Source organism: Photobacterium sp. S4TG1 (assembly GCF_036040035.1).
GTDB lineage: Bacteria > Pseudomonadota > Gammaproteobacteria > Enterobacterales > Vibrionaceae > Photobacterium.
In genome coordinates, this window is sequence record NZ_JAYXUH010000021.1 from 11,631 (window position 1) to 29,676 (window position 18,046).

Sequence of the window (18,046 nt, forward strand, 5' to 3'; positions counted from 1 at the left end):
CATCAATATTAGGCGGCTCTGTCACAAAGTTATCCATCTTTATGGTTGAAATGGCGATGCAACGTTACAAGAAAATAATAGGTCCCAAGTTATACTGTAGAAAGTTCAACAATCAGCAACAATAAATATTAATTGGATGTAGCATCCTAGTCATATAAAAAGACAACGTACTTGGAGTATTGCAATAAAGCCTAGTGCAGTGAAAGCTACACGTTGGGTTCTTAGGGAGACGGCACTTGGTAACAAGTGTCGTCCACCCTATAAAAATTAGTTATATGACTTTGATCTGTTATTCTTATCGTAATTTTAGGTATACCAAAATGTGACATCTCTAAGTTGGTAAAAAGTGACATTACTATATTGGGTTTACATGCTTAGTGCACATAAATAGACATACTGTTAAATACCGCCTCAAAGGCGGTATTTTTATTCATTTGGTGCTGTCATCTCATATTTCTATGCGATAGCAAAAGTGACTAACAGTGATAACGAATCTCGACCCCAAGTCCGGGATGACAATCATAAAGTTTGATTTCGCCTTGGTGTAAATCTGTCACCGCTTTAACTAAGGTTAACCCGATACCTAAGCCGCCATCATTGCGGGATTTGTTAATTCGATAAAGACGCTCAAATACGCGCTGTTTTTCTTGGTCATCAATTCCGGGGCCATTGTCTGCCATGGTGATCACCACATTATCATCTTGCTCAGTGTGGCACGAGAGTATTAATTGACTTGCTTGTGGGCAATAACGCAGTGAATTTTCTACCAAATTAGCAAATTGTTGAATCAGTAACTCTTTATCGCCTTGAATGAAAATAGGCTCTTTTTGAGCATCAAGAACCAAGCTCATGTCTGCATCTTCAGCTACATCGGTATAAATTTCAGCAATGGTGTGGACGAGGTCAACCACATTTATGGTTTCAAAACGTTGGCGTCTATTACCGGATTCAATTTGAGATATACGCAGTAAAGCATCAAAGATATTTGCTAACCGGTTTGATTCTTTGAGTGACAGTTGTAGTTGTTCTGAAAAATCATCATCAAGCTTATCACCGTGAGCGTCAGCCATCTCACTTAAGGTTTGTAAATTATATTGTAAGCGCGTAATCGGGGTTTTTAATTCATGAGCAATATTGGAGGATATATCGCTCATTGCAGCGACTACACTTTGTAAGCGTGACAACATTTCGTCAACGGTTGAGCCGATACGAGTGAGATCATTTGTTTGGCTCGACATCATGGTTCTGGCTGATAACTCACCATCAGCGGCGGCGCGTAATACCGTTTCAATGCGATCAATTTTTGCTTGGTTGCGTCGCGTCATATAAATCACGATAGCTGAGCTGCAAAGTATAACTAGAATACCGGATAGGATAAAACCTGTTGCCAAAACGTCGATAACATCATCTTCATCAATAGGTTCTTTGTTGATCTCGGTGGTGGTGCCAAGCATAAAGGCTTCAACGTTATGTTCAATGTTGTTATTTACTTCATCAAGATGATAGTCAACATACGCAATAGTGAGGCTCGACATCAAAATTAAACTCACCACTGACACCATGATAAACATCAGCCCTTGCTGCATAGCAGAACTGCGTAACCATACAGGGGTCGGCAATCGTTGTTGAAGTTGCGTGATAAAAGGATGCATTAGGCGTTTTTCCCAAGTTTGTGTTCTAACTTGTAGCCAGCCCCTCGAACGGTATGAATAAGTTGATCACCAAACGGTTTTTCAAGCTTATTACGTAAACGGCTAATGTGAGTTTCCACCACACTGGTTTGGGGATCAAAATAGATATCCCAAACGTGCTCTAATAACATGGTTCGAGTAATGACGCGTCCTGGATGACGCAGAAAGAGTTCAAGAATACGAAACTCTTTTGGTTGCAGAGTTAAGACTTGTCCTTGGCGGATCGCGGTATGATCAAATAAATTAAGACTGAGATCGCCATAAACTAATTCACTGGGTTTTGCTTCAGAGAGTGTTGATGAGCGACGAGATAAGGCTGATATGCGAGCCAGTAATTCTGAAAAGGCAAAGGGTTTAGTTAAGTAGTCATCTCCGCCTGCTTCTAAGCCATCAACGCGATCATCAATGCCGCCTAATGAAGTGAGAAAGATAATTGGCATTGAGATTTTAGATGCTCGAAGTGCTTTTACAAACGATAATCCATCTAACCCCGGTAACATGCGATCAACAATGGCGATATCAAATTGTTCTGACATGCATATTGAAAGGGCAAATTTCCCATTATCAATACACTGCACATGATGTCCCGCTTCTGTGAGTCCCTTTTCAATATAACGACTTAAACTAATATCGTCTTCGACAAGCAGTATTTGCATAATGGCAGCCTTACAATCAGATAAAATCTATTGATGAAAATTTGAATAACTCGTTGATGTGCTAAAAAGGCGTAAATATTGGTGTTTTTTAGCATCTAACAACTTATTACGTTATTAGAGTGTAAACGCGTATTTTTTATGCGAGGTGATATGACCTGCATTTAATTAGACGTTGGTAAACAGTGTGACAATAAAGTTTATCGTTATGTCGGCAAGATTAATACGCTATAGATGATAAGACGGCGAGTGATTGATGCACTCGCAGCCTAATGATGGTGATAAAGGGATTATCCCACAACACGGACATGATTCACGTCAATTGCAGTATGGTTAAACTCTTGATCAATTTCACCTTGAATAGTGATCTTTGTTTGTGGGGTTACTTGCGCACCAAACCATTTATCATGATCAATATCGATCGTAATTGAACCAGTACCATCGGTAAATTGATAATGTTCATCACCTAATGAATTTGTAATGTGTCCGGTTAATGTGACAGGGGTATCATCACTGAACATGCCGGCATCAAGAACAGCTTTTACTGTTTTTAGACCAACACTTGGGCCACTAAAGCCTTGTTGTTGAGTTGCTACGGCATTGATTGGTTGCACTGTTGAAGATGCTGGTGTTGTTGTCGCAAATACAGATGTTGATAACAGTACCGCAGGAACAAGTAGCATAGCAAAGCGTTTATTAGACATTGTAAAATTCTCTGTTGTGTTTTGATGTGAGAATAATAACTAACGATCTATACACCGACCTTGCCTGTAGTTTACATTTTTGTAAGCTTTCTTTGATTGATGTTTTGAATAAGACCGAGAGGGCTTTGAAGATAATGTCTAATTTGTGTTATCGATAGTAAAAGATAAAAAAAAGACCACAGGACATAACCGTGGTCTTATTGATCGTCATTAGTTATGTTTCTTCGCCGTTATAAAATGATAACATTGATTGCTTGTAGGCCTTTTTGACCTTGCTCGACATCAAAAGACACTTTTTTGCCTTCTGGTAGTTTGGTTAATGTTTTATCAGCAATGCCGCTGCTGTGAACAAACACGTCAGCATTGCCTGTGTCTTGAGTTAGAAAGCCAAAGCCTTTTTCTTCGCTAAACCACTTCACTAAACCTGTTGCTTTATGCGACATGTGTAACCCTTAATATTCAAAAGATAAAAAATGTGAGTGCTGATAAGCGTAACTATTAAATGCGACGATGAAGCTAAGGGAAACACAGAGGATGACAACATTGACGAAGATATTCTAAGGGTTTTACTTTTACTTGATGTTTCATTAATAACGCAGAGCAACAGCGCGTGACGATTATTTATTTAAAATGCAGGGTTGTAAAGGAGTATGTGTGATCCCATTGAATGGCTCAGTGGATTTTTGCAATCTTAACCGCATTGATTGTTTTGTTAGTCGTAATCAATAGAACGAGGTTTTGCTTTATCGTGTTACGAAAATAGCCGCTATAAATAGATATGCCCAATGTTATTTTAAAATAAATAAGCCGTATACATGGCTGTACATTGATAGAGGGGATACTGCAAAGACATAGCGATATTTATATATCGTTTTATCCTATAGCACTTGTCATTATTTATCTGATAAATCTGTCGCTGTTTTTATTTTGTTTGGTAGTGGTTATTGGTGGAAAACACCCTAAACAAGCCAATTTTGATGATAAAACTTTTACATGAATAATGGTTTATGGTGGTTAATTATTCATATTTTATCTTTTTATTAAGGTTGTTTATGTGATGATATGTTTGATTATGAACATATTTAATTAAACGCAGTGAGAGTTGTCACAATTATGGTGATTCTCAAACTTGGTTGGTATACACTAACGCCGCTTGGTTTTTTTGTAGCACGGATATGACACTAAAAGTCGCAATAAATGGATTCGGCCGCATCGGTCGCAGTGTGTTACGTGCACTGTACGAGAGTGGTAAACATCACCAGATTAACGTCGTGGCAATCAATGAATTAGCAGAGCCGGAAGCAATGGCTCATCTGCTTCAGTATGATTCAAGCCATGGACGATTCGGTAAGCCTGTCAGTCATGATCAGGAGCATCTTTTTATTGCCCATGAAAATGGTCACCGCGATCAAATTCGCCTGCTTCATCAACCGGAACTTAAATTGTTACCTTGGCACGATTTGGACGTCGATATTGTTCTTGATTGTACCGGTAAGTTTGGTTCTCGTGCTGATGGTTTAGCCCACATTGATGCTGGTGCTAACAAAGTGTTATTTTCCCATCCTGCTGCCAACGATATTGACTTTACTGTGATATATGGCGTTAACCATCAACAGTTAACCCAGCAACACACGATTGTTTCTAATGGCTCTTGTACGACGAATTGCATCGTGCCCATCATTCAAGTGTTGGATGATTGTTTCAGTATTGAAACGGGTGCTATAACCTCAATTCACTCTGCAATGAATGATCAGCAAGTTATTGATGCTTATCATCCTGATTTACGCCGAACGCGTGCTGCTAGCCAATCCATTATTCCAGTAGATACCAAATTACATTTAGGTATTGGTCGTATTTTTCCGAAGTTTTCTGACAAATTTGAAGCTATTTCTGTGAGGGTGCCCACAATAAATGTCACCGCCATGGATTTAACGGTTACTGTTACAACAAACGTGAAAGTTAATGACGTAAATCAAGCATTATTGAATGCGTCTCGTTGTACATTAAAGGGTATAGTGACTTATACCGAAGCACCCTTGGTGTCGATTGACTTCAATCACGATCCTCATAGCGCGATTGTTGATGGCACCCAAACCCGCGTCAGTGGGCAGCATTTAATCAAAATGTTGGTGTGGTGTGATAACGAATGGGGATTTGCAAATCGTATGTTAGATACTGCGTTAGCAATGGCTGCAACAGGTCATTCTGTTGTCATGCCGTCAAAATAAGTAGTAAGAATTATTAGGTTTGGCAGTGACGCCGGGCCATGAAATTTATGAACTTTTATTTTAAATAATGTTGAGAGGGCAAAACATGTCTGTAATCAAGATGACTGATCTGGATCTAGCTGGTAAGCGTGTATTTATTCGTGCTGACCTAAACGTGCCAGTAAAAGACGGTAAAGTAACTTCAGATGCACGTATCCTTGCATCTCTACCTACTATTCAGCGCTGCCTAGAAGCGGGTGCTAAAGTAATGGTTACTTCTCACCTAGGTCGTCCAACGGAAGGCGAATACGCAGAAGAATTCTCTCTACAGCCTGTAGTTAACTACTTAAACGACGCACTAGATTGTGACGTTAAATTAGCAAAAGATTACCTTGATGGTCTTGAGCTAAACGCAGGCGAGCTTGTTGTTCTTGAGAACGTACGTTTCAACAAGGGCGAGAAGAAGAACGAAGACGAACTATCTAAGCAATACGCTGCACTTTGTGACGTATTCGTAATGGATGCATTTGGTACGGCTCACCGTGCACAAGCATCTACTTACGGTGTAGGTATGTTTGCACCTGTAGCATGTGCAGGTCCACTACTTGCTGGCGAACTAGAAGCGCTAGGTAAAGCAATGGATAACCCAGCACGTCCAATGGTTGCTATCGTTGGTGGTTCTAAAGTATCAACTAAACTAACTGTTCTTGAGTCACTATCTAAGATTGCTGACCAAATCGTTGTTGGTGGTGGTATTGCTAACACATTCATCGCAGCTGAAGGCAACGATGTAGGTAAGTCACTTTACGAAGCAGACCTTATCCCTACTGCTAAAGCGCTAATGGCACACACTGATATTCCAGTAGCAACTGATGTTGTATGTGCTAAAGAGTTCTCTGACTCTGCAGAAGCAACTATTAAAGCTGCAACTGATATTGCTGCTGACGACATGGTTCTTGACCTAGGTCCTGATTCAGCTCAAGCACTTGCTGACATCATCATGAACGCAAAAACTATTCTTTGGAATGGTCCAGTTGGCGTATTTGAGATTGAGCAATTCGGTAAAGGTACTGAAGTTGTTGCTAACGCAATCGCAGCATCAGCTGGTTTCTCTGTTGCAGGCGGCGGTGACACACTAGCAGCTATCGACAAGTACGGCATCAAAGATAAAGTATCTTACATCTCTACTGGTGGCGGTGCTTTCCTTGAGTTCGTTGAAGGTAAGAAATTACCAGCAGTTGAAATGCTAGAAGCTCGCGCTAAAGCATAATTTATTTGGCGTGGAAACTGGGTGTATTTATAATAATAGTCTTAGTTTCCACGTTTAAATGTTTGTGATAGACGTTATATTTCAGTAAAATAAAAGCTTATCGCAAACGTTTGCACAAGAATTTTTCCACAGACAACAAAGTAAAATATAGGACTATTGTTATGTCTAAGATCTTCGATTTTGTAAAACCTGGTGTTATTTCTGGCGACGACCTACAGAAAGTTTTTGCTGTAGCTAAAGAAAACAACTTTGCTCTACCTGCTGTTAACTGTATCGGTACAGATTCAGTAAACGCTGTTCTTGAAGCTGCTGCTAAAGCTAAAGCACCAGTTATCGTTCAGTTCTCTAACGGTGGCGCACAATTCTTCGCTGGTAAAGGCCTGAAGCTTGAAGGTCAAGGCCCTCAAATTCTTGGTGCTGTTGCTGGTGCTAAGTACGTTCACGCGGTTGCTGAGTCTTACGGCGTTCCTGTAATTCTTCACACTGACCACGCTGCTAAGAAACTTCTTCCTTGGATCGACGGTCTACTAGACGCTGGTGAAGAGTTCTTCGCACAAACTGGTAAGCCATTGTTCTCTTCTCACATGATCGACCTTTCTGAAGAGTCTCTAGAAGATAACATCGCAATCTCAGCTAAATACCTTGCACGTATGGCTAAGATGAACATGACACTAGAAATCGAACTAGGTTGTACTGGTGGCGAAGAAGACGGTGTTGATAACTCAGATATGGATTCTTCTGAGCTATACACTTCTCCTGAAGATGTTGCATACGCATACGAGCAACTAAACGCAGTTAGCCCTCGTTTCACTATCGCTGCATCTTTCGGTAACGTACACGGTGTTTACCAAGCGGGTAACGTAGTACTTACTCCTACTATCCTACGTGATTCTCAAACATACGTTTCAGAGAAGTTTGGTCTTCCAACTAACTCTCTAAACTTCGTATTCCACGGTGGTTCTGGTTCTTCTGAAGCTGAAATCCAAGAGTCTATCGGTTACGGTGTTATCAAAATGAACATCGATACTGATACACAGTGGGCGGCATGGGACGGTATCCGTCGCTACGAAGCTGAAAACCACGATTACCTACAAGGTCAAATTGGCAACCCAACGGGTGAGTCAGCGCCAAACAAGAAATACTATGATCCACGCGTATGGTTACGTGCAGGTCAAGTATCAATGGTTGAGCGTCTAGAGAAAGCATTCTCTGACCTAAATGCAGTTGACGTTCTTTAATAGAATATCAGCTACATAAAATGTGAAAAAGCCCACTACGGTGGGCTTTTTTTTGTATCTAATAAGTAGTTAGCATTATTCTTTATGTGTCGATAATTTATATTTTTTTATGATTGTTCGATTTTTTTTACTAGCCATTTGGTTAATAAAGGATTAATAATGCACCGTTTCTTTGATGTTAGAATATTCAATGCTGATAATTATACTAATCGCAGCATTGTTAGCGATTTTTGTCTAATATCACATTTGTTGCAATAGTGTTATTTTTTACCCATTACGGTATGATTTACACATTAGCAACATTTTACTATTGTTATACTTTGAGAGAGATACCTTCATGACAGAGAGCGTTACTGACAAGGTTGTTGAGAATATATCCGATAATTCACTGACTAATGGTGTATTGCACGCGGGTAATTGGATCAGTAAGAACCAAGACCTATTAGTTCAATATGCAGTGAACATTGTTTCAGCATTACTGATTTTATTTATTGGTAATATCATTGTTAAACTTATTGCAGGTTCAATTGCTAAAATTCTACGTAAAAAAGACATGGATAATGCAGTTGTTGAGTTTATCCATGGCCTAGTGCGTTATGTACTATTTGTGATTGTTCTAATTGCAGCTCTTAGCCGTATTGGCGTTCAAACTGCATCAGTGGTTGCTGTTATTGGTGCCGCAGGTCTTGCTATTGGTCTTGCACTTCAAGGGTCATTATCAAACTTTGCAGCTGGTGTGTTGATTGTTGGTTTCCGCCCATTCAAATCTGGCGATTATGTTGAAGTTGCTGGTGTTGCTGGTGCCGTTGAATCTATTCAGATCTTCTCTACTGAATTACGTACGCCTGATAACAAAACAGTTATCGTGCCAAACGCACACATTATTGGTAACCCAATTACTAACTACTCTCGTAATGACACTCGTCGTATCGATTTAGTGATTGGCGTTTCTTACAATGCTGACTTACAAAAAACCAAAGAAGTATTACGTCGCGTAGTAACCGCTGATACTCGTGTGCTTCAAGATCCTGAACCAACGATTGGTGTGGTTGCACTTGCAGATTCTTCAGTTAACTTTGTAGTACGTCCATGGGTTAACACTCCAGATTACTGGGCTGTATATTTCGATCTAAACCAAGCGATTAAAGAAGAGCTTGATAAAGAAGGTATCGAAATTCCATTCCCACAGATGGATGTACATGTAAATAAAGTTGGCGCTTAATTTGCCCAAGTTTTAATTATATGACGTTAAAAAAGAAGCCTACGGGCTTCTTTTTTTTATTAAAATAAAAGCTAACCGTCGCATTAATAGCAGCGATAAAACGATATCATTACTGAATGATTTCTGAAGCACAATTAAAAAACACTGTTCATTATATCGAGGTTTTGTTAGCATAGCCTTCTCATTTACAGATAAACAGCAATGTATTTATTAATATTGGTATCAATAAATAACCCTGTTGTGCGATCAATAAAAGGATGAATAATGAAAAAACAATTGTTAGCGATAGTACTTGGCGCTAGTGCGTTTGTTTCAACTGCTGCAATGGCAGCAGATATTCCATTTCCTCATTTAGAAACAACGGGCCGTGGCGAAGTTACGGTTAAACCTGATATGGCGGTTTTTTCTGTTAATGTGGTTGAAACTAAGAAAACAGCGGTTGACGCTAAGACGGCTGTCGATCAAGCTGTCACTAAGTTTATTGAGCGCTTACAAGCAGCCGGTGTGGATAAAAAAGATATTAATAGTGCCAATATTTCATTATCAGCAAGTTACACTTATCCAAAAGATCAAAAACCGCAACTCTCAGGCTTTAAAGCGAGTCGCAATATTGAGGTGACGGTACATCAACTAACGAAGCTGAATACTTATTTGGATGACGCGTTGGGTGATGGGATTAATCAAATAAACAATATTGATTTAAAAGTGTCTGATGTTGAAAAATATCAACAGCAAGCACGTCAAAAAGCAATTGAGAACGCTAAGCAAGTAGCGGTTTCATTAGCGCAAGGATTTGACAATAAAATTGATGGTGTGTGGCAGATTGACTACAACACTAATAGTCAGCCAATGCCATACCGTCAAAGCAATGATGCGGTGATGTATAGCAGTATGAGCAAAGGGTCTATCGATCAAAGCTATACTGATAACAGCATTGTGATTAAAGATCGCGTTAATGTGATTTTTAAATTAGCTGAAAAATAATTTGACGATAAAAATAATTAAAATACAGATTAAATGGCAATAAAAAAGGAGAGCACTATGCTCTCCTTTGTCATTTTTAAGCGATATTTTAATGCAAAATACGGGCGCGAATCGTGCCTTCAATTGATTTCAATTGCTGCAATGCTTCTTTTGAACGTTCTGTTTCTACATCAATAACCACATAGCCAACTTCTGCACCTGTTTGCAAGAACTGAGCGGCGATATTTATGCCTTCCGATGCAAAAATAGTGGTGATTTGATTTAATACTCCAGGGCGGTTGTGGTGAATATGCAGTAAACGCGAACAACCACTGTGATGTTCTGGTAATGATACTTCAGGAAAGCCTACTGCAGATAATGTTGAGCCATTGTCAGAGTATTTCACCAGTTTTCCTGCGACTTCAATACCGATATTCTCTTGAGCTTCGTGAGTTGAACCACCAATGTGTGGTGTCAAAAGCACGTTATCAAACTGCATTAGCGGGGATTCAAAGGGATTATTATTGGTTTGCGGTTCAACAGGGAACACATCAATGGCAGCGCCTGCAATGTGTTTACTTTCTAAAGCACTACATAACGCATCAATATCGACCACTGTGCCACGAGCAGCGTTGATAAAAATAGAACCAGGTTTCATGCGTGCGAATTCTTCAACACCCATGAGATTAGCGGTTCCTTTTGTTTCTGGCACATGTAAGCTCACTACATCAGATTTATTAAGTAATTCTGATAATGAGTTAACTTGAGAAGCATTACCAAGTGACAGCTTGGTTTCAATATCGTAGAAGCAGACTCGCATACCTAAGTTTTCAGCAAGAATACCGAGTTGAGTTCCAATATGACCATAACCAATGATGCCAAGGGTTTTGCCTCGCGCTTCAAATGCATTGTCGGCAGATTTAAACCATTCACCACGATGAGCTTTGGCATTTTTTTCAGGAACGCCACGTAACAATAATAAGATCTCACCAAGAACAAGTTCAGCAACACTACGCGTATTTGAAAAAGGGGCATTGAAAACAGGGATACCGCGTATCATTGCTTCATTGAGATCAACTTGGTTGGTACCAATACAGAAACAACCAACAGCGGTTAGTTTTTTCGCTGCGGCAAAGACTTCTGGTGTTAATTGAGTACGTGAACGAATACCAATAAAATGAACATCCTTGATTGCGTCTAATAGTTGTTCACCCTCAAGAGAGCCTTTGTGGTAATCAATATTGCTATAACCTGCTTGCTGCAACACTTCTACTGTTGAAGGATGGAGTCCTTCCAGAAGCAGGATTTTTATCTTTTCTTTATTGAGTGATACGGTTGCCATAAGTTCTTATCCTTAAAAACGTGGCGACTGATAATGACAATCTTGCCTTAGCTTAGCTGTGGTAAATATTGCCTTTCAGTAGCTAAATGGTTAAATGTTTGATGAGGTCTGTTTAATAAAGTATCAAAAAATAACCAGTATGGGTAAGAATATTACAAAAAAGCCAATAAAAAACGGCAGCTAATGATTCACGAGCGATCAATAGCTGCCGTTTTGTAATCAAATAACGAAGCAATCATTATTTTTGGATGATTTTCGTGCCTTCTGGTGAGCCAACAAGTAATACATCAGCACCACGATGAGCAAATAGACCGACAGTCACTACACCGGGTAAGGCGTTGATGCTGTCTTCCATTGCTTTAGGATCAGTGATAGCCATGTTGTAAACATCAAGAATGATATTGCCATTATCCGTGATTACACCTTCACGGTAAACAGGATCACCTCCAAGTTTTACCAATTCTCGACCAATGAAAGATCGCGCCATTGGAATCACTTCAACGGGTAATGGGAACTGACCTAAGACATCAACTTGTTTGGTATTATCAACAATACAAATAAATTTTTCAGCAATAGCCGCGACAATTTTTTCACGAGTTAATGCTGCGCCGCCACCTTTGATCATGTCAAACTCAGCATTAATTTCATCTGCGCCATCAACATAGATATCAAGGCTAGCAACATCGTTAGCATCAAAGACTTTAATACCAATTTGCTCTAAGCGCTCAGTTGAAGCAACAGAGCTTGAAACCGCCCCTTTGATCTCTTCTTTACGAGTTGCCAAGGCATCGATGAAGTGATTAACGGTTGAACCAGTACCTACACCAACAATACTGTTTTTCGTTACGTACTCAAGTGCTGCCCAACCCGCTGCTTTTTTCATTTCATCTTGTGTCATGCCGTTCTCCTCGTAATGACCTCAATTATGCGAGAGGTGATTATAGCTAACCGAAGTGATTTCGTCAGTTGGATTCTATGGTTAAAGGCTGCAAACTTAAAACTAAAAATATAACTTTATGAATAACATACAATTACATTCAGTTTTTTTTAACCAAAAGCCAAACGTTTGCGTTGTATGAGTGATCACTCGTTAAATTGATGATGGGGCGTAATGATAAGGGGTAATGGTACATCCCATTCTTCGTTAGGTAATTGCGGTATATATTGGCAATCATGACCAATGCCAATAGGGAAAGGCCCTTGTCGGCGTTGGTGCCACTGGCTCAAGGTTCTATCATAATAACCCCCGCCCATACCAAGCCGTTGACCTGAATTATCAAAGGCAACTAATGGCGTGCAGATGATATCAAGCTCAGCAATAGGTTTAACTTGACGCAGATCTAATTTAGGCTCACGAATATGGTAGCGGTTAGTGGTCATTGGCGTGGTTGCGTCGTAATGTAAAAACAATAAATGGCCTTTACTAAAAGGGTGCAACACTGGCAAGTAAACGGATTTTCCTTGCTGCCATAACCAATCAATAAACGGCTGTGGATCTATTTCACCATCTGTCGCGAGATAAAGTGCAATGTGTTGGCTTTGCTGAATTAAAGGTAAGGCTTGTAAACGTTGGGATAATTGTTGAGCAGCATGTTGTTGTTGTTGAGAAGATAACTGACGCCTAGCGTGACGAATGTGTTGTCGTAGCTGTTGGCGTAATGATTGTGAGTTGGAAATGGGGGGCGTTATCACTTGAGTATCCAATCCATGAACAATGAGAGTCTAAAGATTGTAGAGTGAGAATACTAACAAAGAAAGTGAAATACACTAAGAGGGATGTCCCCAAGGTGCCGTTGCGAAATAAGGCCCTTGAACCAGATGTTCAAGGTGGATTAGCAACATTAACCGTAGGCTTCTCAGTCGGGCTGAGCATGCTCAATAGCTAATAAAAAAGCCAATCCTGGGTATTTGCTTATCGGCTCGGGGACGTTCATTCACTGACGTACACCCCAGGGTCAATTCATTATCAACGCTTTGGCTGATATTGCAATACTTTATCCAAATTTTCTTCTAGTGAATTGATTTTATTGGATATTAATTCAGCATTGCGATTATGTTCTTGTCGCTCTAAATGCAACTCGTTACTGATGTTGAGACCAGTAAAGATCAATAATTGTTCTACGGATACACTACTACGCGCAGACATATCTTTCAAGCGCTGGTCAAAATCTGCCGCCGCGGCACGTAATGCTTCTTCTTGACCTATTGGGCAATTTACTTTTAATTTTCTGCCCAATACTTGAATTTCTACAGCCTGAGTACTCATAAACCTTCGATTTGCTCCGTGCCAGAATGGGTATTCATTCCGCTTGCGACTAGAGTCAATATAGAAAAACCCTACCTAAGATGCAAGCGGCTATGTCTCGGTTTCGGTTCAATAGCCTCTGACTAAACAGATATTAATCACACTCATCATAGAGTTGATTAAGGATTGAACGTTCTCGCCAGTGTTATCATTTGCCGAACTAGGCTTAAGTGTTAGCATAACACAGTGCCGTCATTCGCTCATCGCTATTTATTATACTAACTAAGCCATGAGTTTGATTATTGTTTGGTACAATTTCAAAAGTGTAACGTTAATTACTGACATCATGATTAATGCAGTAATGGTCACAAAACTATTTATTTTAAATCGCGCCAATTAAAAAGGTGATAAGCCATGAGTGAAATAACCCTGCCAACATACCAAGCTGTTGAAGCTGAATTAAAAGAACAAGGCTTAGCTGCTATGCCTGCTGAATTACATGGTTTACTCAGTGGAATGATTTGTGGTGGTTTAGCTGTTGATGATGAGAGCTGGGCCGGCCCTGTTTGTGACTATGCCAATGAAGGCGAGCCGATGACTGATGGCGCTAAAATGATGGTAAGAACGCTATTTACAACGACGGCTGATGAGCTCATTGGTGGTGGGTTTGAGTTTTCATTATTGATGCCTGATGATGACGAGCCATTAGCGACTCGTGCTGAAGCATTAACAGAGTGGGTCAGTAGTTTTATTTCAGGTTTAGGATTAATGGATTTGCAAAAAAATCAATTATCTGAGGAAATAACCGAAGCACTGGCCGATTTACAAGAGATCTCACAACTTGGTATTGATGAAGACGAAGATCTTGAAGATCAAGCGGCTTTATTTGAACAAGTGCTAGAGCATGTACGTATGTGTGTCTTGAGTTGTCATTCTGAATTAGGTCAACGTCTTGTCAATGATGATAACGCTGACGAAATGCCAACTCTTCACTAATTATTTCGATGGCGAAAGGGACAAAATGTGAAGCAATATGATGTGGTGATTGCGGGTGGCGCAATGGTGGGTGCATGTCTAGCAATTGCACTGGATGAATTAACTCAGCATCAATTACATATCGCGGTTGTTGAGGCGGTAGCGGCTGATCAGCATGGGCACCCTGGGTATGATGCACGCAGTATTGCGTTGTCTCATGGTTCAAGTCGATTATTAGATGCGATTCAGCTTTGGCCTGCCTTGGCAAAAGTTGCGACGGCCATTGAACATATTCATGTGTCGGATCGTGGTCATGCGGGAATGGTTGAGTTGTCAGCGCAACAATTAGCGGTTGATGCGCTAGGCTATGTCATCGAATTAGCGGATGCGGGTAAAATTTTTCACCACCAGTTAGCGACTCGCCCTCAGATTGATCTGTTTTGTCCCGCCAAAGTTGAACATATTGAACGCACTCAGGCTGAGGCGTTAGTGCGTTTAAATACAGGTAAACGATTACGGACTAAATTAGTGATTGCTGCTGATGGTGCGACGTCACATTGTTGTGATTTATTGCATATTGGTCGTGATGAACATGATTTTGAGCAAGTCGCTGTTATTGCTAACATTACCACAGCTGAGCCACATCAAGGTCAAGCTTTTGAACGTTTTACTAAGCATGGCCCTGTAGCATTATTACCGATGTCTCAAGGACGGAGCTCATTGGTGTGGTGTATTGAACCTCAGCAGCAAGCACGGATAATGACGTTGACTGATCAGCAATTTTTAACGGAATTGCAGGCTGTATTTGGCTGGCGTTTAGGCGCATTCACCGTTATTGGTGAGCGTCATTGTTACCCTCTAATTTTACGGCAATCACAGCGGCTAGTTTCACATCGTACAGCGGTAGTTGGCAATGCAGCTCAAACGCTTCACCCCATTGCGGGACAGGGATTTAACCTTGGTTTACGTGATGTAATGACGCTAGCTGAAGAAATTGCTGCAGGTGTTCAATGTGGCGCTGATATTGGTTTACCCTCCGTATTAGGCCGTTACCGTGAGCGTCGTTTACCTGATCGCCAAGCGACAGTATCAATGACAGCAGGACTGGTAAGCTTATTTGCAAACGATAATCCGGCACTGGTTGCTGGACGTAATCTGGGCTTGATGACAATGAGCCTTTCTAACACACTTCAAGCACCGCTGTTACGCCGTGCCATGGGACAGGTAAAACGATAGCTATGATGCAAAATGTTGATGTCGCCATTATCGGTGGTGGAATGGTTGGTTTAACACTGGCTACAGCGTTAGCCGACACTGAATTACGAGTGGCGGTAATTGAAGGTCAATTACCTGACCCTGAATTAGCAGCCTTGCCCGATATACGTGTTTCGGCATTAAGCCGTGCTAGTGAGCGTATCTTACGTCGAGTGGGTGCGTGGGAAGGGATTTGCTGTCGTCGAATGAGTCCTTACAGCAAAATGGAAGTATGGGAACAAGACAGTTTTGCCCATATTGATTTTGACGCGGAACGGTTATCACAACCTGATTTAGGTCATATTGTTGAAAATCGAGTAGTGCAACTAGCGTTGTTAGAGCAAGTTAAAAAACAGCATAATGTCATTCTTTTTGCGCCTGACCGATGCCAAAATATTGCCTTTGGTGAGACTGAAGCTTGGTTGACTTTAGCGTCTGGTAAAAATTTAACCGCTAAGTTAGTCGTGGGGGCTGATGGTGCGAATTCATGGTTACGGCAGCATGTGGATATTCCATTAACACATTGGGATTATGGCCACAGCGCATTGGTAGCAAATATTCGCTGTGATGAACCTCACTTACAAACCGCACGTCAAATTTTCCGCCCTGATGGCCCATTGGCTTTTTTACCTTTAGCTGAAAAGGATTTATGTTCGATTGTGTGGTCATTACCACCTGAGCAAGCATTGAAACTTTGTGATGTTAGTGATGAAGAATTTAATCAACATCTCACCACTGCTTTTGATCACCGTTTAGGTTTGTGCCGAGTTGAGGGAGAGCGTCGATCATTTCCGCTCAAAATGCGTTATGCTCAAGATTTTGTACGTGAACGGGTAGCTTTAGTTGGAGATGCGGCTCACACCATTCATCCTCTAGCTGGGCAAGGTGTTAACCTCGGCTTATTAGATGCAGCTGCTCTAGCACAAGAGATTATTGGCTTGTGGCAAGCGGAAAAAGATATTGGTAAGCAGGTTAATTTACGTCATTACGAACGCTGGCGTAAAGCGGAAGCGGCTAAAATGATCACCGCAATGCAAGGTTTTAAATCCTTGTTTGATGGCGCTCATCCAGCGAAAAAGCTGGTGCGTGATTTAGGAATGTTGTTTGCTAATAATGCTCCAGGAGTCAAAGATGAGTTTATGCGACATGCATTAGGCTTAAGTGGTGAGCTGCCGAAGTTAGCGCGTTATGAATAAAGCGTCTTTAGATGATTAATTGAGTTATAACTTATTAAACCGTAGCATTTTTTGTTACGGTTTTTTTGTTCTCAAATTGAGCAAAAGATATTTTTTCACCTACAGTAAATAGAGTATTTATTATCGATTAATTGTGAGCTTAAAAAGGATGTGATAATGAGCTATGTGCCCTCAGAATTAAAATTTACCCATACTCATGAATGGCTACGTGATGAAGGTGATGGAATCTATACCGTTGGTATTAGTGATCATGCTCAAGCTCTGCTCGGTGACATGGTGTTTATTGATCTTCCCGATAGTGGTACAGCCATTGATGGTGGAGAAGAATGTGCCATTATTGAGTCTGTAAAAGCAGCATCTGATATTTATGCACCGTGTACGGGAACAATTATCACAATTAATGGCGATCTCGAGACTACGCCTGAATTGGTCAATAATGATCCTTATGGTGATGGGTGGTTATTTCAAATTCGTATCGATACTGACGCTGATGTAGATGAGTTACTTGATGCTGAGGACTATTTAGCGACGATTATTGATGATGAATAGCATAAAACATTAAAGCCCACATGTTTGAGTGGGCTTTGTTCGCGTTACGTTAACTATTGAATATCGACTTAGTAAATTTCACGAAGGCGTTTAATTTCTAAGTTTACTTCATTCACTGTATCATAATGATGTTGTTGTGCTTTTAATGGCACCAACAATATTCCTTTCTCAAAATGATAGCCGCCACGGCCATCAATATAAATTCTTCCATTAAATATACGACTAACATGCTTGGCAATTAGTTTCGGCAAGTAGCGTTTGAACATCCGCATAATACAGTTTAACTCCGACCTTCCTGGCGATTAACGGTACTAAGTATACGCTAATTTTTATGACACTTCTGTGACATTATTAGCATAAATTTAACGATAAATTTCATTTATTGGCGAATTGAATAAGTTTAAATAACGTATTCAGAATAATATTCTGATTATGATGGCTTTTTGGTGTTTCTTATTATCACTAATTCTCACATAAAAGTGGTTTATGAATGATGATCGCTACCTGTTTAACGATATTAGTGTTAAATGAACACAA

At 40.4% G+C, this 18,046-nt stretch carries 18 protein-coding genes and 1 other RNA gene; 9 read left to right on the forward strand and 10 right to left on the reverse strand.

Annotated features, from left to right (window positions below; genetic code table 11):
- Window positions 1-476: 476 nt before the first annotated feature.
- The 4 genes from VXS03_RS17990 to VXS03_RS18005 form a co-directional block, all read right to left on the reverse strand.
- Window positions 477-1,652 carry a sensor histidine kinase gene (locus VXS03_RS17990; protein ID WP_327765250.1) on the reverse strand — a complete coding sequence of 392 codons (1,176 nt, stop codon included), beginning with the start codon at window positions 1,650-1,652 and terminating at the stop codon, window positions 477-479.
- On the reverse strand, window positions 1,652-2,347 hold the full coding sequence (locus VXS03_RS17995) for a response regulator transcription factor (protein WP_327765251.1): 696 nt from the start codon (window positions 2,345-2,347) through the stop codon (window positions 1,652-1,654). The genes VXS03_RS17990 and VXS03_RS17995 overlap by 1 nt, the downstream gene beginning before the upstream one ends.
- A gap of 287 nt (window positions 2,348-2,634) precedes the next feature.
- Window positions 2,635-3,048, reverse strand: a complete 414-nt coding sequence (locus tag VXS03_RS18000) for a NirD/YgiW/YdeI family stress tolerance protein (protein WP_327765252.1) — start codon at window positions 3,046-3,048, stop codon at window positions 2,635-2,637.
- Window positions 3,049-3,278: 230 nt separating this feature from the next.
- On the reverse strand, window positions 3,279-3,491 hold the full coding sequence (locus VXS03_RS18005) for a cold-shock protein (RefSeq protein WP_327765253.1): 213 nt from the start codon (window positions 3,489-3,491) through the stop codon (window positions 3,279-3,281).
- Between the two features lie 732 nt (window positions 3,492-4,223).
- Here VXS03_RS18005 and epd point away from each other — a divergent pair.
- The 5 genes from epd (at window position 4,224) to VXS03_RS18030 (ending at window position 9,969) form a co-directional block, all read left to right on the forward strand.
- A complete protein-coding gene (gene epd, locus VXS03_RS18010; RefSeq protein WP_327765254.1) occupies window positions 4,224-5,276 on the forward strand; it encodes an erythrose-4-phosphate dehydrogenase in 1,053 nt (350 codons plus the stop codon).
- Window positions 5,277-5,361: 85 nt separating this feature from the next.
- Window positions 5,362-6,525: a phosphoglycerate kinase gene (locus tag VXS03_RS18015; RefSeq protein WP_327765255.1), complete on the forward strand. Its 1,164-nt coding sequence runs from the start codon at window positions 5,362-5,364 to the stop codon at window positions 6,523-6,525.
- A gap of 161 nt (window positions 6,526-6,686) precedes the next feature.
- The gene (fbaA, locus tag VXS03_RS18020) at window positions 6,687-7,763 is read left to right on the forward strand and encodes a class II fructose-bisphosphate aldolase (RefSeq protein WP_327765256.1); all 1,077 of its coding nucleotides are present in this window, start codon (window positions 6,687-6,689) and stop codon (window positions 7,761-7,763) included.
- A gap of 337 nt (window positions 7,764-8,100) precedes the next feature.
- Window positions 8,101-8,985 (forward strand): small-conductance mechanosensitive channel MscS, encoded by an 885-nt coding sequence (mscS, locus tag VXS03_RS18025; RefSeq protein ID WP_327765257.1) that lies wholly within the window; start codon window positions 8,101-8,103, stop codon window positions 8,983-8,985.
- A 264-nt stretch (window positions 8,986-9,249) separates the two neighbouring features.
- Window positions 9,250-9,969: an oxidative stress defense protein gene (locus tag VXS03_RS18030; protein WP_327765258.1), complete on the forward strand. Its 720-nt coding sequence runs from the start codon at window positions 9,250-9,252 to the stop codon at window positions 9,967-9,969.
- Between the two features lie 88 nt (window positions 9,970-10,057).
- On the opposite strand, the gene serA is transcribed toward VXS03_RS18030, so the two are convergent.
- The 5 genes from serA to VXS03_RS18055 all read right to left on the reverse strand — a co-directional run bounded on the left by serA (window position 10,058) and on the right by VXS03_RS18055 (window position 13,556).
- Entirely contained in the window at window positions 10,058-11,290 is a 1,233-nt protein-coding gene (serA, locus tag VXS03_RS18035) for a phosphoglycerate dehydrogenase (RefSeq protein ID WP_327765259.1), read from the reverse strand.
- A gap of 238 nt (window positions 11,291-11,528) precedes the next feature.
- Window positions 11,529-12,188, reverse strand: a complete 660-nt coding sequence (rpiA, locus tag VXS03_RS18040) for a ribose-5-phosphate isomerase RpiA (RefSeq protein WP_327765260.1) — start codon at window positions 12,186-12,188, stop codon at window positions 11,529-11,531.
- A 185-nt stretch (window positions 12,189-12,373) separates the two neighbouring features.
- Complete coding sequence (locus VXS03_RS18045; protein WP_442957464.1) at window positions 12,374-12,979, reverse strand: 5-formyltetrahydrofolate cyclo-ligase; 606 nt, start codon at window positions 12,977-12,979, stop codon at window positions 12,374-12,376.
- An 86-nt stretch (window positions 12,980-13,065) separates the two neighbouring features.
- Window positions 13,066-13,249, reverse strand: a non-coding RNA gene (ssrS, locus tag VXS03_RS18050) — 6S RNA.
- Window positions 13,250-13,256: 7 nt separating this feature from the next.
- Window positions 13,257-13,556 carry a cell division protein ZapA gene (locus VXS03_RS18055; protein WP_327765262.1) on the reverse strand — a complete coding sequence of 100 codons (300 nt, stop codon included), beginning with the start codon at window positions 13,554-13,556 and terminating at the stop codon, window positions 13,257-13,259.
- Window positions 13,557-13,949: 393 nt separating this feature from the next.
- Between VXS03_RS18055 and VXS03_RS18060 the strand changes: the two genes are divergently transcribed.
- From VXS03_RS18060 to gcvH, 4 genes are all read left to right on the forward strand, one after another.
- Window positions 13,950-14,531, forward strand: a complete 582-nt coding sequence (locus VXS03_RS18060) for a YecA/YgfB family protein (protein ID WP_327765263.1) — start codon at window positions 13,950-13,952, stop codon at window positions 14,529-14,531.
- A 27-nt stretch (window positions 14,532-14,558) separates the two neighbouring features.
- Window positions 14,559-15,746, forward strand: a complete 1,188-nt coding sequence (gene ubiH / locus VXS03_RS18065) for a 2-octaprenyl-6-methoxyphenyl hydroxylase (RefSeq protein ID WP_327765264.1) — start codon at window positions 14,559-14,561, stop codon at window positions 15,744-15,746.
- A gap of 2 nt (window positions 15,747-15,748) precedes the next feature.
- Complete coding sequence (locus VXS03_RS18070; protein ID WP_327765265.1) at window positions 15,749-16,960, forward strand: FAD-dependent 2-octaprenylphenol hydroxylase; 1,212 nt, start codon at window positions 15,749-15,751, stop codon at window positions 16,958-16,960.
- Between the two features lie 156 nt (window positions 16,961-17,116).
- Window positions 17,117-17,509, forward strand: a complete 393-nt coding sequence (gene gcvH, locus VXS03_RS18075; RefSeq protein WP_327765266.1) for a glycine cleavage system protein GcvH — start codon at window positions 17,117-17,119, stop codon at window positions 17,507-17,509.
- 68 nt (window positions 17,510-17,577) lie between these two features.
- On the opposite strand, the gene VXS03_RS18080 is transcribed toward gcvH, so the two are convergent.
- Window positions 17,578-17,781 carry a DUF1107 domain-containing protein gene (locus tag VXS03_RS18080; RefSeq protein ID WP_327765267.1) on the reverse strand — a complete coding sequence of 68 codons (204 nt, stop codon included), beginning with the start codon at window positions 17,779-17,781 and terminating at the stop codon, window positions 17,578-17,580.
- Window positions 17,782-18,046 lie beyond the last annotated feature (265 nt).